We start from the raw sequence: 14,948 nt of genomic DNA on the forward strand, positions 1-14,948 counted from the left end.
GCCTCCTTGCGTCTACCGGGCTCCGCGGTTTCACGGAGGTAGACCCTTTCCGGGAGCGTTCCTCATCGTTCGTGCTCTGTCAGTGGTGGTTGTCACCCTCGGGACTGTCAGTGGCAGGTGTCACTCTGGCGGCATGACCAACATCGACGACCGCGAAACCTCCCGAGCCCTGCGAACTTCGAAGAAGGCGGCGCCGGTTGGCGCCCCGACGACCGTCGACTGGGACGCCGAGGCGGCCACATTCGACGACGAACCCGATCATGGCCTGCGCGATCCCCTGGTCCGGGACGCCTGGGCGGCCCGCCTGCGCGCATGGCTGCCGCACCGGCCGAGCGACGTACTGGACCTCGGCTGCGGCACCGGCACCCTGTCACTCCTCGCGACCGGACAGGGCCACCGGGTGACCGGCGTCGACTCCTCCCCGGCCATGGTCAGCCACGCCCGCACCAAGCTCGCCGGGCGCCCGGCCGTGTTCCTCGTCGGCGACGCGGCGGCACCGCCGGTGGGGGAGGAACGCTTCGACGTCGTCCTCGTCCGCCATGTCCTCTGGGCCCTGCCCGACCCTGGACGTGCTCTGCGCCACTGGTGCGGGCTGCTGCGGCCCGGCGGACGGCTCGTGCTGGTCGAGGGGGTCTGGGGGACGATCGGCCCGGTCGGCATACCCGCCGGGCGGCTGTGCGCGATGGTCTCGCCGCTCATGTCGGACGTGCGGGTGGAGCGGCTGTCGGGCGACGCGCGGCTGTGGGGGAAGGAGGTCGAGGACGAGCGGTACGTGGTGGTGGCCCGTCCTTGAGCGAGTGGGCCGAGGCCGGCCGGCCGCCACACTTGATCGGTTTGTGCCGGTGTGGCTCCTCCCCTCCGCCTACGCCAGCAGTGACTCCAGGCCGCCTTCCGCGGTGGCCAGGGCCTCCAGTTCGTCGAGGGCGGCGACGGCGGCGGACGCGGCCTCCGGGTCGGTGGTCCGCAGGCCGCTCGCCTCGAACTCGTCCTCGTCCAGACGCAGTACGGTCGTGCCGTCCGCCGAGCGCCACAGGTCCAGGTCGAGGTCCTCCACGACGAGTTCCCCGCCGGACAGCGTGGCGGGGCGCGTGATGTCGCAGTACCAGCCCTTCAGGCCGCCCTGCCCGTCGCGGACCTCCTTGATCGCGTACCAGCGGTCCCGCCAGTAGTACTCGGTGAAGACATCGCCCGCCTCGAACCGTACGAAGCCGAAGTCCCGCGCGGCGGTGCCCGCCCAGGCGGCGCGTACGGCGATCCGGGTGCCGTCGTCGCTCAGCAGCCGGGCCGGGTAACGGATCTTCGTACGGCCCGCCTTGACCAGGACGACGTCCAGGTCAATCCCGGGTCCGTTCGTGGGCTCGTTCGTGGGGTCAGTCGAGTTCGCGGACATAGCGCACCTCCGTCGCGCACATTGCGTAGCCGAACCATTCGTTGATCGCGAGCATGGGGCCGTTCTCGGCGTCGTTGCCGGTGAAGGCCTCCGTGTAGCCGGCGGTACGGGCTCGGTGCAGGGAGTCGTTCTTGGCGAGCTTCGCCAGGCCCCGGCCGCGGTGGGCGCGGGCGGTACCCGTCATACCGGTGAAGTAGCGGGCGCGCCCGTCCGTGCGGACCGCGGTGAACGCGACGGGCACGCCGTCCGCCACGACCACCGTGCTGAGTCCATGGTCCAGCAGAGGATGGCGGAAGGTCTCCTCCAGCCACAGCGCGTAGTCGTCCAACTCGGCCTCCACATCGCCCGGTTCGTCCGCCGCGGTCTCCTCGTCCAAGTCGAACAGGGGGCGCGGGTCGTCGGCGAAGTCCCCGGTCGTCCGCAACTCGACACCGGAGGGAAGGGGCTGGAGCGGGGGGAGGGTGCCGTGGGCGAGGTCCAGGCGGAGGAAGTGGGCCGAGCGGCTCGCCGTATAGCCGCGCCGTTCCGCGAAGGCGCGGTTGTCCGGGGTGTCCAGCACCCAGGAGAGCAGCCGCTTCGCTCCCACCGAGGCCAGCCATTCCTCCGCCGTACGCACCAGTGCGCCGCCCGCGCCGCGGCGCATGTGCTCCGGGTCCACGTAGACGTTCACGTTGCCCTGGCCCGGGGTCGGGCTGTCGTGGGCGATGCCGAGCTGCGCGGTGCCGATCACCACGCCGTCCGCCTCCGCGATCAGCTGGCGGTAGTGGGCCTCGGGGGGTGCGTGGGTGGCGTCGTGCAGGAGGGACTCGGCGGTGCTGACCAGGAAAGGCAGCGCACGGCGTCGTACGGTCGCGAAGGCCTCGGTGGCCACGGGGTCCGTGGGGCGGAGGTCGCGCACGGTCACTGTCATATGCGCGCACGGTACGCGGGGCGGAGCGGAGGCGCCTCCCGATTTCCTGTGGGTGCGGAACGGGGAAACGCCGGGGGTGCGGGACAATCGCGGCGTGACCTTGAAGATTCGCATCGTTGAGGGGACCGCGCCCTATGAGCAGGTGCGGGCCCAGATCTCGGAGCAGGCCAGGGCCGGGGTGCTGCCCGTGGGGTATCGGCTGCCGACCGTGCGGGGGCTGGCCGAGGAGCTGGGGCTCGCCGCCAACACCGTCGCCAAGGCGTATCGGGCGTTGGAGACGGATGGGGTGATCGAGACGCGGGGGCGGAACGGGACGTTCGTCGCCGCCGCCGGGTCGGCCGCGGAGCGGGAGGCGGCGGCTGCCGCCGCGGTGTTCGCGGAGAGGGCGCGGCGGTTGGGGTTGGGTGAGGCGGAGGCGTTGGCGGTGGCCCGTGATGCCCTGCGGGCCGCCTACGGCGAGTAGGCCGGGGCGACCTGCGGCTCCGCCGCGGGGCCGCTGATGGGTAGTTGTTCGTCTGCGGCGTCGTTGTGGCTGGTCGCGCCCGCGCGGCGGAGCCGCAGAATGTTCCGCCCCGCGCCCCTTTTGGGGCGCGGTTTGGCCCAGCCGCCATGGCTATAGCAACTGGCTCGGTGTTCGGGTCACCGGCATGCCGCTCCTTCTCGCCGCCCGTGCGAACGTCATCGCGTCCTCCACCGCCGCCCCGCCCGGGTCGTTGTTGAAGTAGGTGTAGAGGTCGGCGGTCCTGGGCCAGGTGTCGGAGAGGCGGCGGGCCCAGGTCTTCAGGGACTGGGAGCCGTAGTGGGGCCAGGAGCGGGCTCGGCCCTTGTGGAGGCGCAGGTAGGCCCAGTCGGTGGTGCGCCAGAGGGGCGTGGCGGGGCGGGAGTCGATGTCGGCCCAGCAGAGGGCGGCGTTTCGGGAGGTCAGGACCTCGCGGGTCTCCTCCGTCCACCAGGAGTCGTGGCGCGGTTCCACGGCGACCCGTGTCGAGCGGGGGAAGCAGGCCAGACAGGCGTCCAGGAGGTCGGGGTCCGCCTTGAGGGTCGGGGGGAGCTGGAGGAGGACCGGGCCCAGACGGTCGCCCAGGCCCTCCGCGTGGGACATCAGACGGTCCACGGGCTCGGCCGGGTCCTTGAGGCGTTTGATGTGGGTCAGATAGCGGCTCGCCTTGACCGCGACCACGAAGTCCTCGGGGAGCCGGTCCCGCCACGCCTCGAAGTTCTCCTTCGACGGCAGACGGTAGAACGCGTTGTTGATCTCCACCGTCGCGAACCCCTCCGCGTACTCCTCCAGCCAGAGCCGCGTCGGGCAGCCCTCGGGGTACAGCACGCCCCGCCAGTCCTTGTACTGCCAACCCGACGTGCCCACAAAAAGGGTCATATCTTCATGGAAGCATCTTCACGGCAGCGCTACCTGGCAGCACTACAGGTACAGCCCCGCGTTCGCTCCGCCCCGCGGCTCCGGGAGGGACGTCGGCGACGTGCCCCGGCGCAGGGCGTACAGCTCGGCCAGGGTGGCGCCCTCGCGGCCGATGCCCTCGTCGGTGCCCAGCCAGCTCACGGCCTCCGGGCGGGTCAGCGGGCCGACCTCGATCCGGGCGAGACAGCGGCCGGGGCGGACCACGGCGGGGTGGAGGCGCTCCAGGTCCTCGTTGGTGGTGACTCCGACCAGGACATTGCGGCCCTGCCCGAGGAGGCCGTCGGTGAGGTTCAGCAGCCGGGACAGGGCCTGTCCGGCGGTGTGCTTGGCCTCGCCGCGGATCAGTTCGTCGCAGTCCTCCAGCAGGAGCAGCCGCCAGCGGCCCTTGCCCGCCGCGTCCTCCTCGCCGATCGCGATGTCCATCAGATAGCCGACATCACTGAACAGCCTTTCCGGGTCCAGTACGCAGTCCACCTGGCACCAGTCACGCCAGGAGCGGGCCAGCGTGCGCAGCGCGGATGTCTTGCCGGTGCCGGGCGGGCCGTGCAGCAGGAGCAGACGGCCCGCGATGTCCTCCGGGGTCGTCTTCATCAGCCGGTCCATCGCGTCGGCGACCGGCGCCGTGTAGTTGGGACGCACCTCTTCCCAGGTGCCCGCCGAGATCTGCCGGGTCGTACGGTGCGGGCCCCGGCGCGGCGACACGTACCAGAAGCCCATCGTCACGTTCTCCGGCTGGGGCTCGGGCTCGTCGGCCGCGCCGTCCGTGGCCTCGCCGAGCACCTTCTCGGCCAGTTCGGCGGAGGTGGCGGTCACCGTGATGTCGGCGCCTCTGTTCCAGCGGGACACCAGCACCGTCCAGCCGTCGCCCTCGGCGAGGGTCGCGCTGCGGTCGTCGTCCCGCGCGCAGCGCAGCAGCCGTGCGCCCGGCGGCAGGAGCGTGGCGCCCGACCGCACCCGGTCGATGTTCGCCGCGTGCGCGTACGGTTGCTCGCCCGTGGCGAAACGGCCGAGGAACAGCGCGTCGACGACATCGGACGGTGAGTCGCTGTCGTCGACGTTGAGCCGGATCGGCAGTGCGTCGTATGGGTTCGCGGACATGCCGCCATGATCCGTCACCGAGCGCTCCCCGTCATCCGCTTTCCGTAGTGCGCCGGTTGTGTCGCCCGGAACCCGTTCGCAACGGAAGCTCCCCCACCGCCACTTCGCGCGGCTACTGTTGTCCTTGATGGGATGTCATGGGTGGAATTCGGGGGAGCGGCGGTGGCAGCTCACCGCGCTCCTCGGCGTGGGGGCGGCGGCGCTCGCCCTGATCGTGACCCTGATCAGCACACTTCCCGGCGACGGCAGCACCGCCGGCACCTCCCGCGACGGCGACAAGGTGCACGGCACACCCGCCACGCCCTCCGGAGACCTCGGCCCGAGCGTCGGCTGGGGCTTCACCCACACCCAGTTCAGCGCCGACCGGGGCAGCGGGAACGCCTCCGAGCGGGTCGAGGAACGGCTCGGCGAGCAGCCGCTGCCCCAGATCCAGCACATCATGGGCTGGGGCGCCGGCAACCCCGAACCCGTCAAGGGCCGTTACGACTTCGAGGAGATGGACCGGCGCATCGACTTCGTCCGCGCCACCGGCGGCACGCCCGTCGTCACCCTGTGCTGCGCGCCCGACTGGATGAAGGGCGGGCGGTCCGGCGCCGACAGGACCGACTGGAGCCAGGCCTCACTGGAGACCGCGCCCGAGCCCGAGCACTTCGAGGACTACGCCGCCCTCGCCGCGACCGTCGCCAAGCGCTACCCGGACGTAGGGCACTTCATCGTCTGGAACGAGTTCAAGGGCTTCTGGAACGACGCGGAGGCCCGTTGGGACTACGAGGGGTACACCAAGCTGTACAACCTCGTCTATAGAGCGCTGAAGGCGGTCGACGAGGACATCATGGTCGGCGGGCCGTATCTGGTGATGGACAGCCTCGACCCCCGGCAGACGCAGGATGCCTCGACGACGGTCAAGGGCGCCTGGGGGGCCATGGACCAGCGGGTTCTCGACGCCTTCGACTACTGGAACGAGAACAAGGCCGGCGCTGATTTCGTCGTCGTCGACGGGTCCAGTTACACCCAGGACGACGAGATGCTTCCCGATGAGTTCGCGGCGACCGACAAGTTCACGGCCGTGGGCGAGTGGGTGCGGGAGCGGACCGGGGAACTGCCGCTGTGGTGGGCCGAGTACTACGTCGAGCCCTCCGACGCCGATGACAATCGCCATGGGTGGGCGGAGGAGCGGAGGGTCGCCGTCCAGGCTTCCGGGCTCATCGCCATGGCTCGTGGTGGGGCGACCTCCGGGTTCTACTGGAATCCCGAGGAGGAGAACGGGCCTGAGTGTCCTGGGTGTCTGTGGACTCCTACCGATACGAAGGACGGGGGGCGGGCGTTGCCTATGTATGGGTTGCTGTCCCGGTTCAGTGAGGAGTTTCCGCCGGGGACGACATACGACGAGGCCGTCGCCGTCGCCGTCGCCGATGACGACAAGCCCAACGTCCGGGTGCTCGCCGATGACAGAGCCGTGCTGGTGGTGAACACCCTTGACCGGGGGATCAGCGCGAAGATCGACGGGCGGTCGTTCGAGATGGGCGCGTACGAGGTGAAGTGGCTCAAGAGGTGATTCTCATGACGAACCCATCGTCAAGAAGCGCTGTACCAAGCTCGCCAGCAACAGCGCCAACAGCGGCAGGCTGAACCAGAAGCTGCTCTGCAGCCAGCGGAGTTGGCGGACGCTCGGGCGGAGGGCCACCCGGATGATCTCCCTCGTCGTCAGCAACACGATCAGGGCGATCGCCGCCAGTCCGCCCACCACCGACCAGGGGGTCCAGGTGACCTGGGGGCCGATCGGGCCGGGGTCGGCCTTGGGAGCCGTGCCGGACACGTTCTTCAGTTCGTAGATCGTGACGTCCTTGTTGGAGTACGCCCGCTTCAGCTCCGTCCGCTTGTCCAGGTTCTGGATCAGGCGGGTCTCCCAGTTCTCGGAGTAGCCGGCGTCCAGCTGGAGGTTGGTCACCTGGCTGCGGTTGATCATCAGATAGGAGTTGGCGCCCGCGTCCCTGAGCGCCTTGACCAGGCCCGAGACCAGGACCGGATCACCCGGCGCCAGCGTGGGCACGTACTGGACCTTCTCCATGTCCCTCGCGCCCCACGGTATCGCCGGGGTCACGTTGTTGACGGGGTCGTCACTGAGCCAGAGGAGGCGGACGGTGGGGTCGTCGTGGGCGTAGACGTACTCCATGGCGGCGACCTCGCCGGTGCGGACGCGTTCGAAGGGCTCGTTGCCCCAGCGGGCGACCAGGAAGCCGCCGATGAGGACGAGGCCGGCCATGAGCGCGGCCAGCGGGGCGAGGCTCACCCGGTCCTTGTCGCGCTCCTCGGCGGTGGCGCCGCTGCGCGGGAACAGGGCGAGAGCGGCGAGCAGGGCGGCACCCGGAAGCGCGAACATGAAGACGCGCAGGGCCATTTCGCCGCCGTACGACTGCATACCGAAGCCCAGGAACGGGACGAAGGTGAGGACGAGCAGGGAGCGTTCGCGGTACTTGTTCACGCGGCGGCGCCAGAAGCCGTAGCAGGCGAGGAGCATGACCGTGCCGGCGAGGGCCACGCGCGCGTAGAGGACGAGTTTGTGGATCGAGCTGCCTTCGCCGATACGGCCGGAGACCGAGGACGTGACGTTTCCGCCCACGCCGCCCACGCCGCCGAAGAGTTCGTCGAAGTGGCCGGACCAGTACGGCTCGGCCGGATAGCCCAGCCAGACGGCGACCATCACCGCGAACAGGATGGGCAGGCCGCGTAGTTCGGAGCGGCCGATCAGGACGAGGGCCGCGAGGACGCCCAGCATCACGAACGGGGTGAGCTGGTGGGCGGGGACCGTTGCCGCGTAGAGCGCGATCAGGACCGTCACCAGGACGGCCTTCTGGCGGCGGTCGGTCGGTTCGACCTCCGCCTCACCGGGGCGCACCTTGCCCCACAGCATGTGCGGGGCGCGGAACCAGACGAGGAGGATCGCCACGAAGGCCAGGTAGAGGGCGTAGGTGAAGCCCTGGGGGGAGAAGTAGTCCTGGCCCACCCAGCCGCTCAGGACGAAGATCCAGACGCCGCTCCACTTCGCTCGCCAGCCCGCTCGCACATGGCGGGCCAGGAGGAACATGGGGGCCAGGTAGAGAAGTTGGACGGCCGTCGGCCACCAGCGGATGATCTCCGTGAAGTCCTCGACCCCGCAGGCCCTCGCCACGAACGCCGCCGCCGCGAAGAAGCCGGGCCAGCTCCAGCGGGCGTCCAGGTCGGGTACGGCGGTGCCGGTGCGGTCGATGTAGTCGATGAAGCCCAGGTGCTGCCAGGCGGTCGGGAAGCGCGGCTCGGTCTCGATCACGGCGGGGAGGGCGTGCAGGGACACGACCGTCACCAGCAGGGTGATCAGGAGCAGGCCCTTGTGTTCGCGGGCCGGCCACAACAGCGACGCGAAGACCACCGCCAGGAGTCCCGCTCCCACCAGCGTCGGCGTCGGCAGCACCGAGACCAGGCCGAGGCCGTCCATCCGGTCCAGGGCGGAGTCGTCCAGGGCGAGCGCCGGCATCCAGTAGAGCAGCAGCGCGGAGAGCAGGAGGCAGCCGAGGATCACGCCCGTGATGGTGGGGTGGAGAAGACGTTCACGCAGGGGAGCGGGTGCCTTCGGCGGGGGCGGTGCCTCGTCGGCCGTGGGCTTCGTCGGTTCCCGTACGGGGTTCGGGTCTCGTATGGGGTTGGGGTCTCGTACGGGTTTCCGCGCGGCCTTCGCCGGTTCGAGGACGAGGGGCATCTCCCGTAGCACCTGCGGGGGTTCGGGCTCCTGGGCCCAGGTCGGGCGGTGGTCCCTGCGGACGGCCGGGGAGCCGGTGGGCGGGGTGCCGGGGCCGGGGCGTACGTCGGGGCGGCGCTCCAGATGGTCGAAGTCGGCGTGGATGCCGAGGGTGAGGGTGTCGGAGTCGAGGGGGCGGGCCCAGGCGCCGCTCTGCTTCTTCGCGGCGGCGGCCACCCGGCCCAGGTCCGCGAGGTCGCCGTCCGGTGCCGTGCCCGCGGGCGGCTCGGCCGGCGGTGCCGTACGGACGATCCGGTACAGCTTGGGCGCGGCGATCAGCACGATCACCGCGAGGCTGGAGATCTCGGCGACACCCGCGCCGGTCAGACCCATACGGGGCAGGAGCAGCAGGGTCAGGCCGAGGACCAGGAAGCAGAGGAGGCCCTGGAGCCAGGCCAGTCCGGCCGTACGGCTCTGGGCGCGCAGAACGGCGAAGTACGTCTCCATCACGACGCGCAGCAGGGCGCCGACCGCGAACCAGCGCAGCAGGACCGTCGCCGCGTCCGCGTAGCCCTGGCCGAAGACGGCGAGAATCCAGGGCGCCCCGAAGAACAGCACCGCGCACACCGGCAGCATGATCCGGGCCATCCGCTTCAGCGCGGCGCGGGTGTTGGCGGCGAGGCGGGCCGGGTCGTGGGCGCCCTCGACGGTCAGGGAGGCGCCCATGTTGATGGCGAGCAGATTGACCGTGCCGCCGATCGTGGTGGTGATGTAGAAGTACGCGTTGTCGGCCGAGCCGACCTGGGCGGCGACGATCACCGGGACCAGATAGACCACGGCGAGGGAGAAGAGGGAGCCGGTGTAGTCGCCCGCGAGGAAGCGGCCGATCTCCCTCAGGGTGGGCGGGCCCGCATGGTTCTCGGTGGCCTCGACGTGCTTCGGGATCAGCCGGCGGAACACCAGCCAGCCCAGCGGCAGTACCGACATCGCGATGGCCGCCACCCAGGACACGAAGACACCCATGGTGGGGACCGCCGCGGCGAACAGCACCAGCAGCACCAGCTTCACCGCAGAGAACACGGTGTTGCCGACCGGCACCCACACCGCGCTGCGCAGCCCGGTGAGCACCCCGTCCTGAAGCGTCAGCACCGACCAGGCGACCACCGCGAGCACGAAGACCACGGCGTTGACCGGATCGTGCAGAAAGCGGTACGACGACCCCCACAGGCCCAGCGTCAGCAGGAACACGCCCGCCGCGAGCGCCACCACCACCGAACTGCCCGCGTACGTACGGAAGACGAGGCGTCCCGTGCCGCGCCCGGCGACCGGGATGAAGCGGGCCAGGGCGCCCGTCAGCGTCAGGGCGGTGAGCCCGGCCAGGAGCTTCATCGCGGCGATCGCGGCGGAGCCCTGACCGACCGAGGCCTCGGTGTAGTAGCGGGCGGCGGCTAGCCAGAAGCCGAGGCCCAGGACGGCCGAGATACCGGTGTTCAGCATCAGGGCGTAGGCGTTGCGGAACAGCTGGTTGCCGCCCGTCCCCTGGCCCAGCCCGGGCAGCCGCAGCCGGCGGCCGGAGCCCGCCTTCTCCTCGGTGGGCTCGGTGCCGGTGGTCCCGGCCTGCTCGGCCGTGGTGGTCGTCGTGTCAGACACGGGAAAGGATGGCCTTCCGGACCTGTCGTGCTCTTCGGACCATGGCGTACCCCTTGGTGAAGGCACGGTCCCGGGCGAAGTTGCGGCCGATGGCGCGGCCCTCGACCAGCCGCTCGAACTCCTCGATCCCCGTCGAACGCCGCACGGTGACCCTCCGCAGCGCGTACGGGCCCTGCCGGCGCCGGGCGAGCGCGTTGCCGACCGCGAGCGACTGCGCGAACCCCGTCTCCCGCACCGCCACCCGCACCCGGCGGCTGGAGTACCCGTAGGGGTACGCGAACGAGACGGGCTCGGCGCCCAGTTGATCGGCGACGATCCGCCGGCAGCGACGCAGCTCGAACCGGAGGCGGTCGTCGTCCAGCTGGTCGAGCTGGGGGTGGGTGTGGCTGTGGCCGCCGATCTCGACGCCGTGGCCGGCGAGTTCGCGCACCTGGTCCCAGTCGAGCATGGTGTCGAGGCCCAGGCCGTTGTCGTACGGGCCCCTGATCCAGCCCGTGGTGACGAACAGCGAGGCCGCGAAGCCGTGTTTGGTGAGGGCGGGCAGGGCGTGGCGGTGGACGCCCTCGTAGCCGTCGTCGAAGGTGATCAGGACCGGCCGGGGCGGGAGTGGGCGCCCGTCGCGCCAATGCGCGGCCAGGTCGGCCGTGTTGACGGGGGTGATGCCCAGGTCGTCGATGAGGGCCAGCTGTTCCGCGAAGGCATCCGGAGCCACGGACAGCTCCCGGGTCGCCTCGTTGGGCGCTGTCGACACCGCGTGGTACATCAAGATGGGCACCGCTGCGTCGTTCACGGCTTCGTTCACGGCTTCGTTCATGACGAGCCCCCCTCGTCCCCCCTGCCGTCCGTACCGGCCGCGCCGCCAGGAATCTCGCCGACCGAGAACGTGACGTCGCCCCGGCGGGCCCGGAGGCTCCCGACAACGTACCCACCGGCCGCCGCGGCCACCCCCGCGACGATCGCGCCCGCGCGTCCCGCGCCCCCCGCGCGGCCGAGCACCGCGTCGCGCAGCCCGCGCGCCACCCCGGCGGGCAGCACCCGTGTGGTGTACCGGCGCTCCGACTCCAGCCCCTTGTCGGCGCCGACGCTCCGCGTTACCAGCGCCTTCGACAGGCCCTCGGCGTAGGTGCGCGTGCGGAAGTACCCGAAGCGCATCCGGACGTCCGGCACCCGGTGGTGGATCACCGCGCGGTCGTCGAGCAGCAGGATCGCGTCCGGTCTGGCACGGCTCAGCCGGATGCACAACTCCGTCTCCTCGCAGCCCAGCGGGCGTCTGTCGCCGTCGCGGCCGATACCGGTGGCGAAACCGCCGGCCGCGTCGAAGGCGGTCCGGCGGAACGAGGCGTTGCCGCCGAGGACGTTGCGCACCCGGGCGACACCGCCGGGCAGGCCCTTGTAGGCGCAGCCCACCACCCAGTCGAACTCCTCCGGGAACCAGGCCGGTCGGCGGCCGGACGCCCAGATGGGCACCGTACGGCCGCCGACGGCCATGACCCGGGGGTTGGCGTAGCCCTCGACGAAGTAGCCCAGCCAGTCGCGCTCGGCGACGGCGTCGTCGTCGAGGAACGCGATGATCTCCCCGTAGGAGGCGGCGATCCCGGTGTTGCGGCCGGCGGACAGGCCTCGGGGGCCCGCGTTGGCGAGCACCCGGACCTCGTCGGCCTCCTTGTATTCCCTGGTCAGACGCTCCAGCAGGCCCTGGTTGTGGTCGACGACCAGCAGGGTTTCCAGGGCCGGGCGGGACTGGGCGCGCACCGAGGCGACCGCCGCGAGGATGTCCTCCCAGCGGTCCTCGGTGTACACACAGATGACGACCGAGACGGTCGGCTCGTTCAAGACGCCTCTCCCTGACCGGTGGTGAGCATCGGGGAGTGCGCACGGCGGCGCAGCGCACGCCGGTTGGAACGTTCCTTCAGGATCACCTTCAGCACCCTGAGTCCGTCGCGCACCGCCCGCAGATTGCTCGCGCCGTGGATGCGCAGGTACTCGTGGCTCGGGATCTCCTGGACCTTCAGGCCCGCCTTGACGACCCGGATGTTCATCAGGGTCTCCACCTCGAAGCCGGTGCAGTCGAGGTCGATCTTGTCCAGGCAGTGCCGCCAGAACGCGTTGTAGCCGTAGCAGAGATCGGTGTAGCGGGCGCCGAACTTGCGGTTGACGGTGGTGCACAGCGCCCAGTTGCCGAGCTTGCGGATCAGGGTCATGTCGTCGGTGCCGCCGCCGTTGGCGAAGCGGGAGCCCTTGGCGAAGTCCGCGCCCGAGACGAGGGCGGAGACATAACTGACGATCTCGTGCCCGTCGGCCGAGCCGTCCGCGTCGACCATCACGATGATGTCGCCGGTCGCCGCCTCGAACCCGGTGATCAGGGCATCCCCCTTGCCCTTGCCCCGCTGCGGCACGACCTTGATGTCCGGCCACAGTTCGCGGGCCACCTCGACGGTGCTGTCGGTGGAGTTGCCGTCGACGAGGACCACTTCGTGAATCCAGGCCGGCAGCGTCTTGAAGACGTACGGCAGGTTCTCCGCCTCGTTCATGGCGGGGATCACCACGCTCACCGGCGGTGCGATCGCCAGATGGGTGGAGATCGGGCGGTACTTGCCGGGCTGCACCGACGTCTCGGTGCTCCCGGTATCGGAGTCGGATATCGCCGGGCGCAGAACTGAGCTCATGAGTCTGGTCCCTCTCGTCCGGTGAACCACCCGCCCCCGGGTGGTTCGGCTCTTTGTCCGGTTCGAAAGGGGGGTTCTCACCTGTGGCATGTCGAAATCGATCTCCGTGCATGCCGGGTGAGCTGGCAAAACCGGCCGACTGCCGTGACTTGGCAGTCGGTCGCGCGGCACGGCTCGGGACACCCTGCGGTCCCCGAGCACGGCACCCCCCTACCGCGCCCCGCGCTGGACCGTCTCGCCCCTTGAGCCCTCCCCTTGGAGCTTATGCCGACGGACCGATGCGGGTGGATACACAACGATGTATGACGGTATTGATGGTTGAGCCCGTATGGCAAGGCCTCCTACTCGGCCTCACTTTTTTGTTGTTGTGTCCGTTACTTGCATCCGCGACCGGATTTTGCCCATCCGCTTCAGCAGTCTGTCTGCCGGTTCGAACAGTTCCGGTCGGGCCACCACCGTGTTCCGCAGCGCCCGCACCGGGGCCCGTCGGGCCCGATGACCGAACGCCACGGGATGGCGCCGGGTGACCCACCCCTCCGACACGGAGATCTCCCGTGTCTTCAGGGAGTCCTTGTACTGCTTCTGGCCCCGCCCCAGATCCAGATACGCGATACCGTCGGCGGCCCCCTCCTCGGCCATGTGCAGATGCAGCAGCAGCCCCGGCGAGAATCGCGCGAACGCCGGGTCGTACGCCGGGAACCAGCAGGTCAGCACCCGCTCCGAACGCAGTCCGAAGTGGGCCGCGATCGGCTTGCCGTCCGCGTAGAGCACCGACAGCTGTCCGGCGAAGGAGTCGCCCCGGGTGTGGAAGAGCTGGCGCACCAGCCGGATGATCCAGGGGTGCGCGAAGCGGTCGCCCCGGCCCGTTCTGCGGTACTGCGCCGACTTCCAGTCCATCAGTGTGCGCAGCACCGTCGGGTCGCGCTCGTCGTGGACGTAACGGACCTCGTCCACGGCCCGGCCGAGCCGTCGCTCCTTGGCCAGGGTCGCACGCACGAACTTCGGTGAACGGGCGCGAAGCCGGCTCAGATATGCCTCGTAGCCCTGCTCCAGGTCCATGACCGGAGAGGGGAAGGTGCCGGTGATGTGCGCGCTGAACGGAGCCTGACCCTCCGCCAGATGGTCGAACTCCCACACCGCGAGCCGGCAGGCCCGCAGCAGTTCCGTGGCGTCCCAGACGAGGCCGGGGCGGTGCACCACGCCCTGGCAGTCGGAGACGCCGAGGCCTATGGCCCGGCCGACGCCGGTGGCGGTTCTCTGGAACGGGAAGAAGCCCGCCGCCTCGCCGTCCTCCCGCAGCACCGCGATCCGCACCCCGCGCCGGCAGCGGCCCATGGCGAGCGCGAACTCCGGCGAGAGGAAAGGGTTCGCCAGCTCGGGCGAGCCATGCAGATGGGCCTTGGACTGCAAAGCCGTCCACGCCGCCCGGTCGGCGGCCGTCAACTCGCCGGGGCGGTACACACTGATGTCCACGTCTCAGGACCGTCTTCTCTCCGTGCGGCCGCGCACGCGCCGCACCAGAACCAGCAGAAGGACGAACGAGCTGATCACGGTCACCACCGCGATCCCACCGCGCATCGACCACATATGGGTGGCGATCATGCCCTGCGCGACAAGGAGGTTGACCGCGATCGCACCGGCGACGGACGCCACGGTACGGCCGAACGGCTCCAGCCCGCGCAGCGCGGCCCCGATGGCGGCTCCCGGCGCGAAGAGGAGGAAGAACAGCGTGAACGGGCCGCGCAGCACCGAGTCCGCGTCGGCGAACGCGAGCACCGCGCCGACCCCCGCGACCGCCGCGGCGGCGCCCGCGAGCAAGGGCGACACGTCCCGTTCGACATGTGGCTTGATACGTAAGGTCTGCATTGGCGACTTTGCCCCCCGAAGCGCCGGATGCCGGGCTTCAGCCTCGCTCAGGGTGAGCGGGGCAGTCAAGATGCGGAACGGGCCCCGCGCGTTCGCCATGCGAGGGCAAAGGATTGCCCATGCCTTTGCGAAGGCGCGTATACGAGAAGTCCCCGGAGGCGGGGTGCGCCTCCGGGGAACTCCTGTTCAGAGCGGGTCAGTTGGTGACCGACCCGCCGTTGTCGTGCGTTGCGTCCGCG

13 protein-coding genes are annotated in these 14,948 nt (G+C 70.5%); 3 read left to right on the forward strand and 10 right to left on the reverse strand.

From position 1 onward, the window contains the following. Positions 1–133 precede the first annotated feature (133 nt). Positions 134–793, forward strand: a complete 660-nt coding sequence (locus ACWD4G_RS00615) for a class I SAM-dependent methyltransferase (RefSeq protein WP_451289851.1) — start codon at positions 134–136, stop codon at positions 791–793. A 69-nt stretch (positions 794–862) separates the two neighbouring features. On the opposite strand, the gene ACWD4G_RS00620 is transcribed toward ACWD4G_RS00615, so the two are convergent. Then, entirely contained in the window at positions 863–1,390 is a 528-nt protein-coding gene (locus ACWD4G_RS00620; RefSeq protein ID WP_451289852.1) for a DUF402 domain-containing protein, read from the reverse strand. Next, entirely contained in the window at positions 1,371–2,300 is a 930-nt protein-coding gene (locus ACWD4G_RS00625; RefSeq protein ID WP_451289853.1) for a GNAT family N-acetyltransferase, read from the reverse strand. The genes ACWD4G_RS00620 and ACWD4G_RS00625 overlap by 20 nt, the downstream gene beginning before the upstream one ends. A gap of 94 nt (positions 2,301–2,394) precedes the next feature. Between ACWD4G_RS00625 and ACWD4G_RS00630 the strand changes: the two genes are divergently transcribed. Next, the gene (locus ACWD4G_RS00630; RefSeq protein WP_451289854.1) at positions 2,395–2,763 is read left to right on the forward strand and encodes a GntR family transcriptional regulator; all 369 of its coding nucleotides are present in this window, start codon (positions 2,395–2,397) and stop codon (positions 2,761–2,763) included. Between the two features lie 150 nt (positions 2,764–2,913). On the opposite strand, the gene ACWD4G_RS00635 is transcribed toward ACWD4G_RS00630, so the two are convergent. Both ACWD4G_RS00635 and ACWD4G_RS00640 read right to left on the reverse strand, forming a co-directional pair. Next, positions 2,914–3,678: a DUF72 domain-containing protein gene (locus ACWD4G_RS00635; protein ID WP_451289855.1), complete on the reverse strand. Its 765-nt coding sequence runs from the start codon at positions 3,676–3,678 to the stop codon at positions 2,914–2,916. A gap of 42 nt (positions 3,679–3,720) precedes the next feature. Beyond that, on the reverse strand, positions 3,721–4,815 hold the full coding sequence (locus ACWD4G_RS00640; protein WP_451289856.1) for a DUF5925 domain-containing protein: 1,095 nt from the start codon (positions 4,813–4,815) through the stop codon (positions 3,721–3,723). Positions 4,816–4,942: 127 nt separating this feature from the next. On the opposite strand from ACWD4G_RS00640, the gene ACWD4G_RS00645 reads away from it, so the two are divergent. Next, on the forward strand, positions 4,943–6,370 hold the full coding sequence (locus ACWD4G_RS00645) for a GH39 family glycosyl hydrolase (protein ID WP_451289857.1): 1,428 nt from the start codon (positions 4,943–4,945) through the stop codon (positions 6,368–6,370). Positions 6,371–6,373: 3 nt separating this feature from the next. Here the strand turns inward: ACWD4G_RS00645 and ACWD4G_RS00650 are convergent, their stop codons facing one another. The 6 genes from ACWD4G_RS00650 to ACWD4G_RS00675 all read right to left on the reverse strand — a co-directional run bounded on the left by ACWD4G_RS00650 (position 6,374) and on the right by ACWD4G_RS00675 (position 14,709). Beyond that, the gene (locus tag ACWD4G_RS00650) at positions 6,374–10,177 is read right to left on the reverse strand and encodes a lipopolysaccharide biosynthesis protein (protein WP_451289858.1); all 3,804 of its coding nucleotides are present in this window, start codon (positions 10,175–10,177) and stop codon (positions 6,374–6,376) included. Beyond that, complete coding sequence (locus tag ACWD4G_RS00655; RefSeq protein WP_451289860.1) at positions 10,170–10,991, reverse strand: polysaccharide deacetylase family protein; 822 nt, start codon at positions 10,989–10,991, stop codon at positions 10,170–10,172. Before ACWD4G_RS00655 ends, ACWD4G_RS00650 begins: the two co-directional genes overlap by 8 nt. Beyond that, complete coding sequence (locus ACWD4G_RS00660) at positions 10,988–12,010, reverse strand: glycosyltransferase (RefSeq protein WP_451289862.1); 1,023 nt, start codon at positions 12,008–12,010, stop codon at positions 10,988–10,990. Before ACWD4G_RS00660 ends, ACWD4G_RS00655 begins: the two co-directional genes overlap by 4 nt. Continuing rightward, the gene (locus ACWD4G_RS00665; protein ID WP_451289863.1) at positions 12,007–12,843 is read right to left on the reverse strand and encodes a glycosyltransferase family 2 protein; all 837 of its coding nucleotides are present in this window, start codon (positions 12,841–12,843) and stop codon (positions 12,007–12,009) included. The genes ACWD4G_RS00660 and ACWD4G_RS00665 overlap by 4 nt, the downstream gene beginning before the upstream one ends. Before the next feature lie 351 nt (positions 12,844–13,194). Then, positions 13,195–14,316 (reverse strand): GNAT family N-acetyltransferase, encoded by a 1,122-nt coding sequence (locus ACWD4G_RS00670; protein ID WP_451289864.1) that lies wholly within the window; start codon positions 14,314–14,316, stop codon positions 13,195–13,197. 3 nt (positions 14,317–14,319) lie between these two features. Then, the gene (locus ACWD4G_RS00675) at positions 14,320–14,709 is read right to left on the reverse strand and encodes a hypothetical protein (protein WP_451289865.1); all 390 of its coding nucleotides are present in this window, start codon (positions 14,707–14,709) and stop codon (positions 14,320–14,322) included. Positions 14,710–14,948: the final 239 nt, after the last annotated feature.

The organism is Streptomyces sp. NPDC002643 (assembly GCF_053592555.1).

What these genes read in the sequence shown, in the direction of transcription:
- ACWD4G_RS00665 (WP_451289863.1), bottom strand. Translation starts at nt 12,843, where the DNA reads ATGAGCTCAGTTCTGCGCCCGGCGATATCCGACTCCGATACCGGGAGC.
- ACWD4G_RS00625 (WP_451289853.1), bottom strand. Translation starts at nt 2,300, where the DNA reads ATGACAGTGACCGTGCGCGACCTCCGCCCCACGGACCCCGTGGCCACC.
- ACWD4G_RS00640 (WP_451289856.1), bottom strand. Translation starts at nt 4,815, where the DNA reads ATGTCCGCGAACCCATACGACGCACTGCCGATCCGGCTCAACGTCGAC.
- ACWD4G_RS00645 (WP_451289857.1), top strand. Translation starts at nt 4,943, where the DNA reads ATGGGATGTCATGGGTGGAATTCGGGGGAGCGGCGGTGGCAGCTCACC.
- ACWD4G_RS00635 (WP_451289855.1), bottom strand. Translation starts at nt 3,678, where the DNA reads ATGACCCTTTTTGTGGGCACGTCGGGTTGGCAGTACAAGGACTGGCGG.
- ACWD4G_RS00620 (WP_451289852.1), bottom strand. Translation starts at nt 1,390, where the DNA reads ATGTCCGCGAACTCGACTGACCCCACGAACGAGCCCACGAACGGACCC.
- ACWD4G_RS00615 (WP_451289851.1), top strand. Translation starts at nt 134, where the DNA reads ATGACCAACATCGACGACCGCGAAACCTCCCGAGCCCTGCGAACTTCG.
- ACWD4G_RS00655 (WP_451289860.1), bottom strand. Translation starts at nt 10,991, where the DNA reads ATGAACGAAGCCGTGAACGAAGCCGTGAACGACGCAGCGGTGCCCATC.
- ACWD4G_RS00675 (WP_451289865.1), bottom strand. Translation starts at nt 14,709, where the DNA reads ATGCAGACCTTACGTATCAAGCCACATGTCGAACGGGACGTGTCGCCC.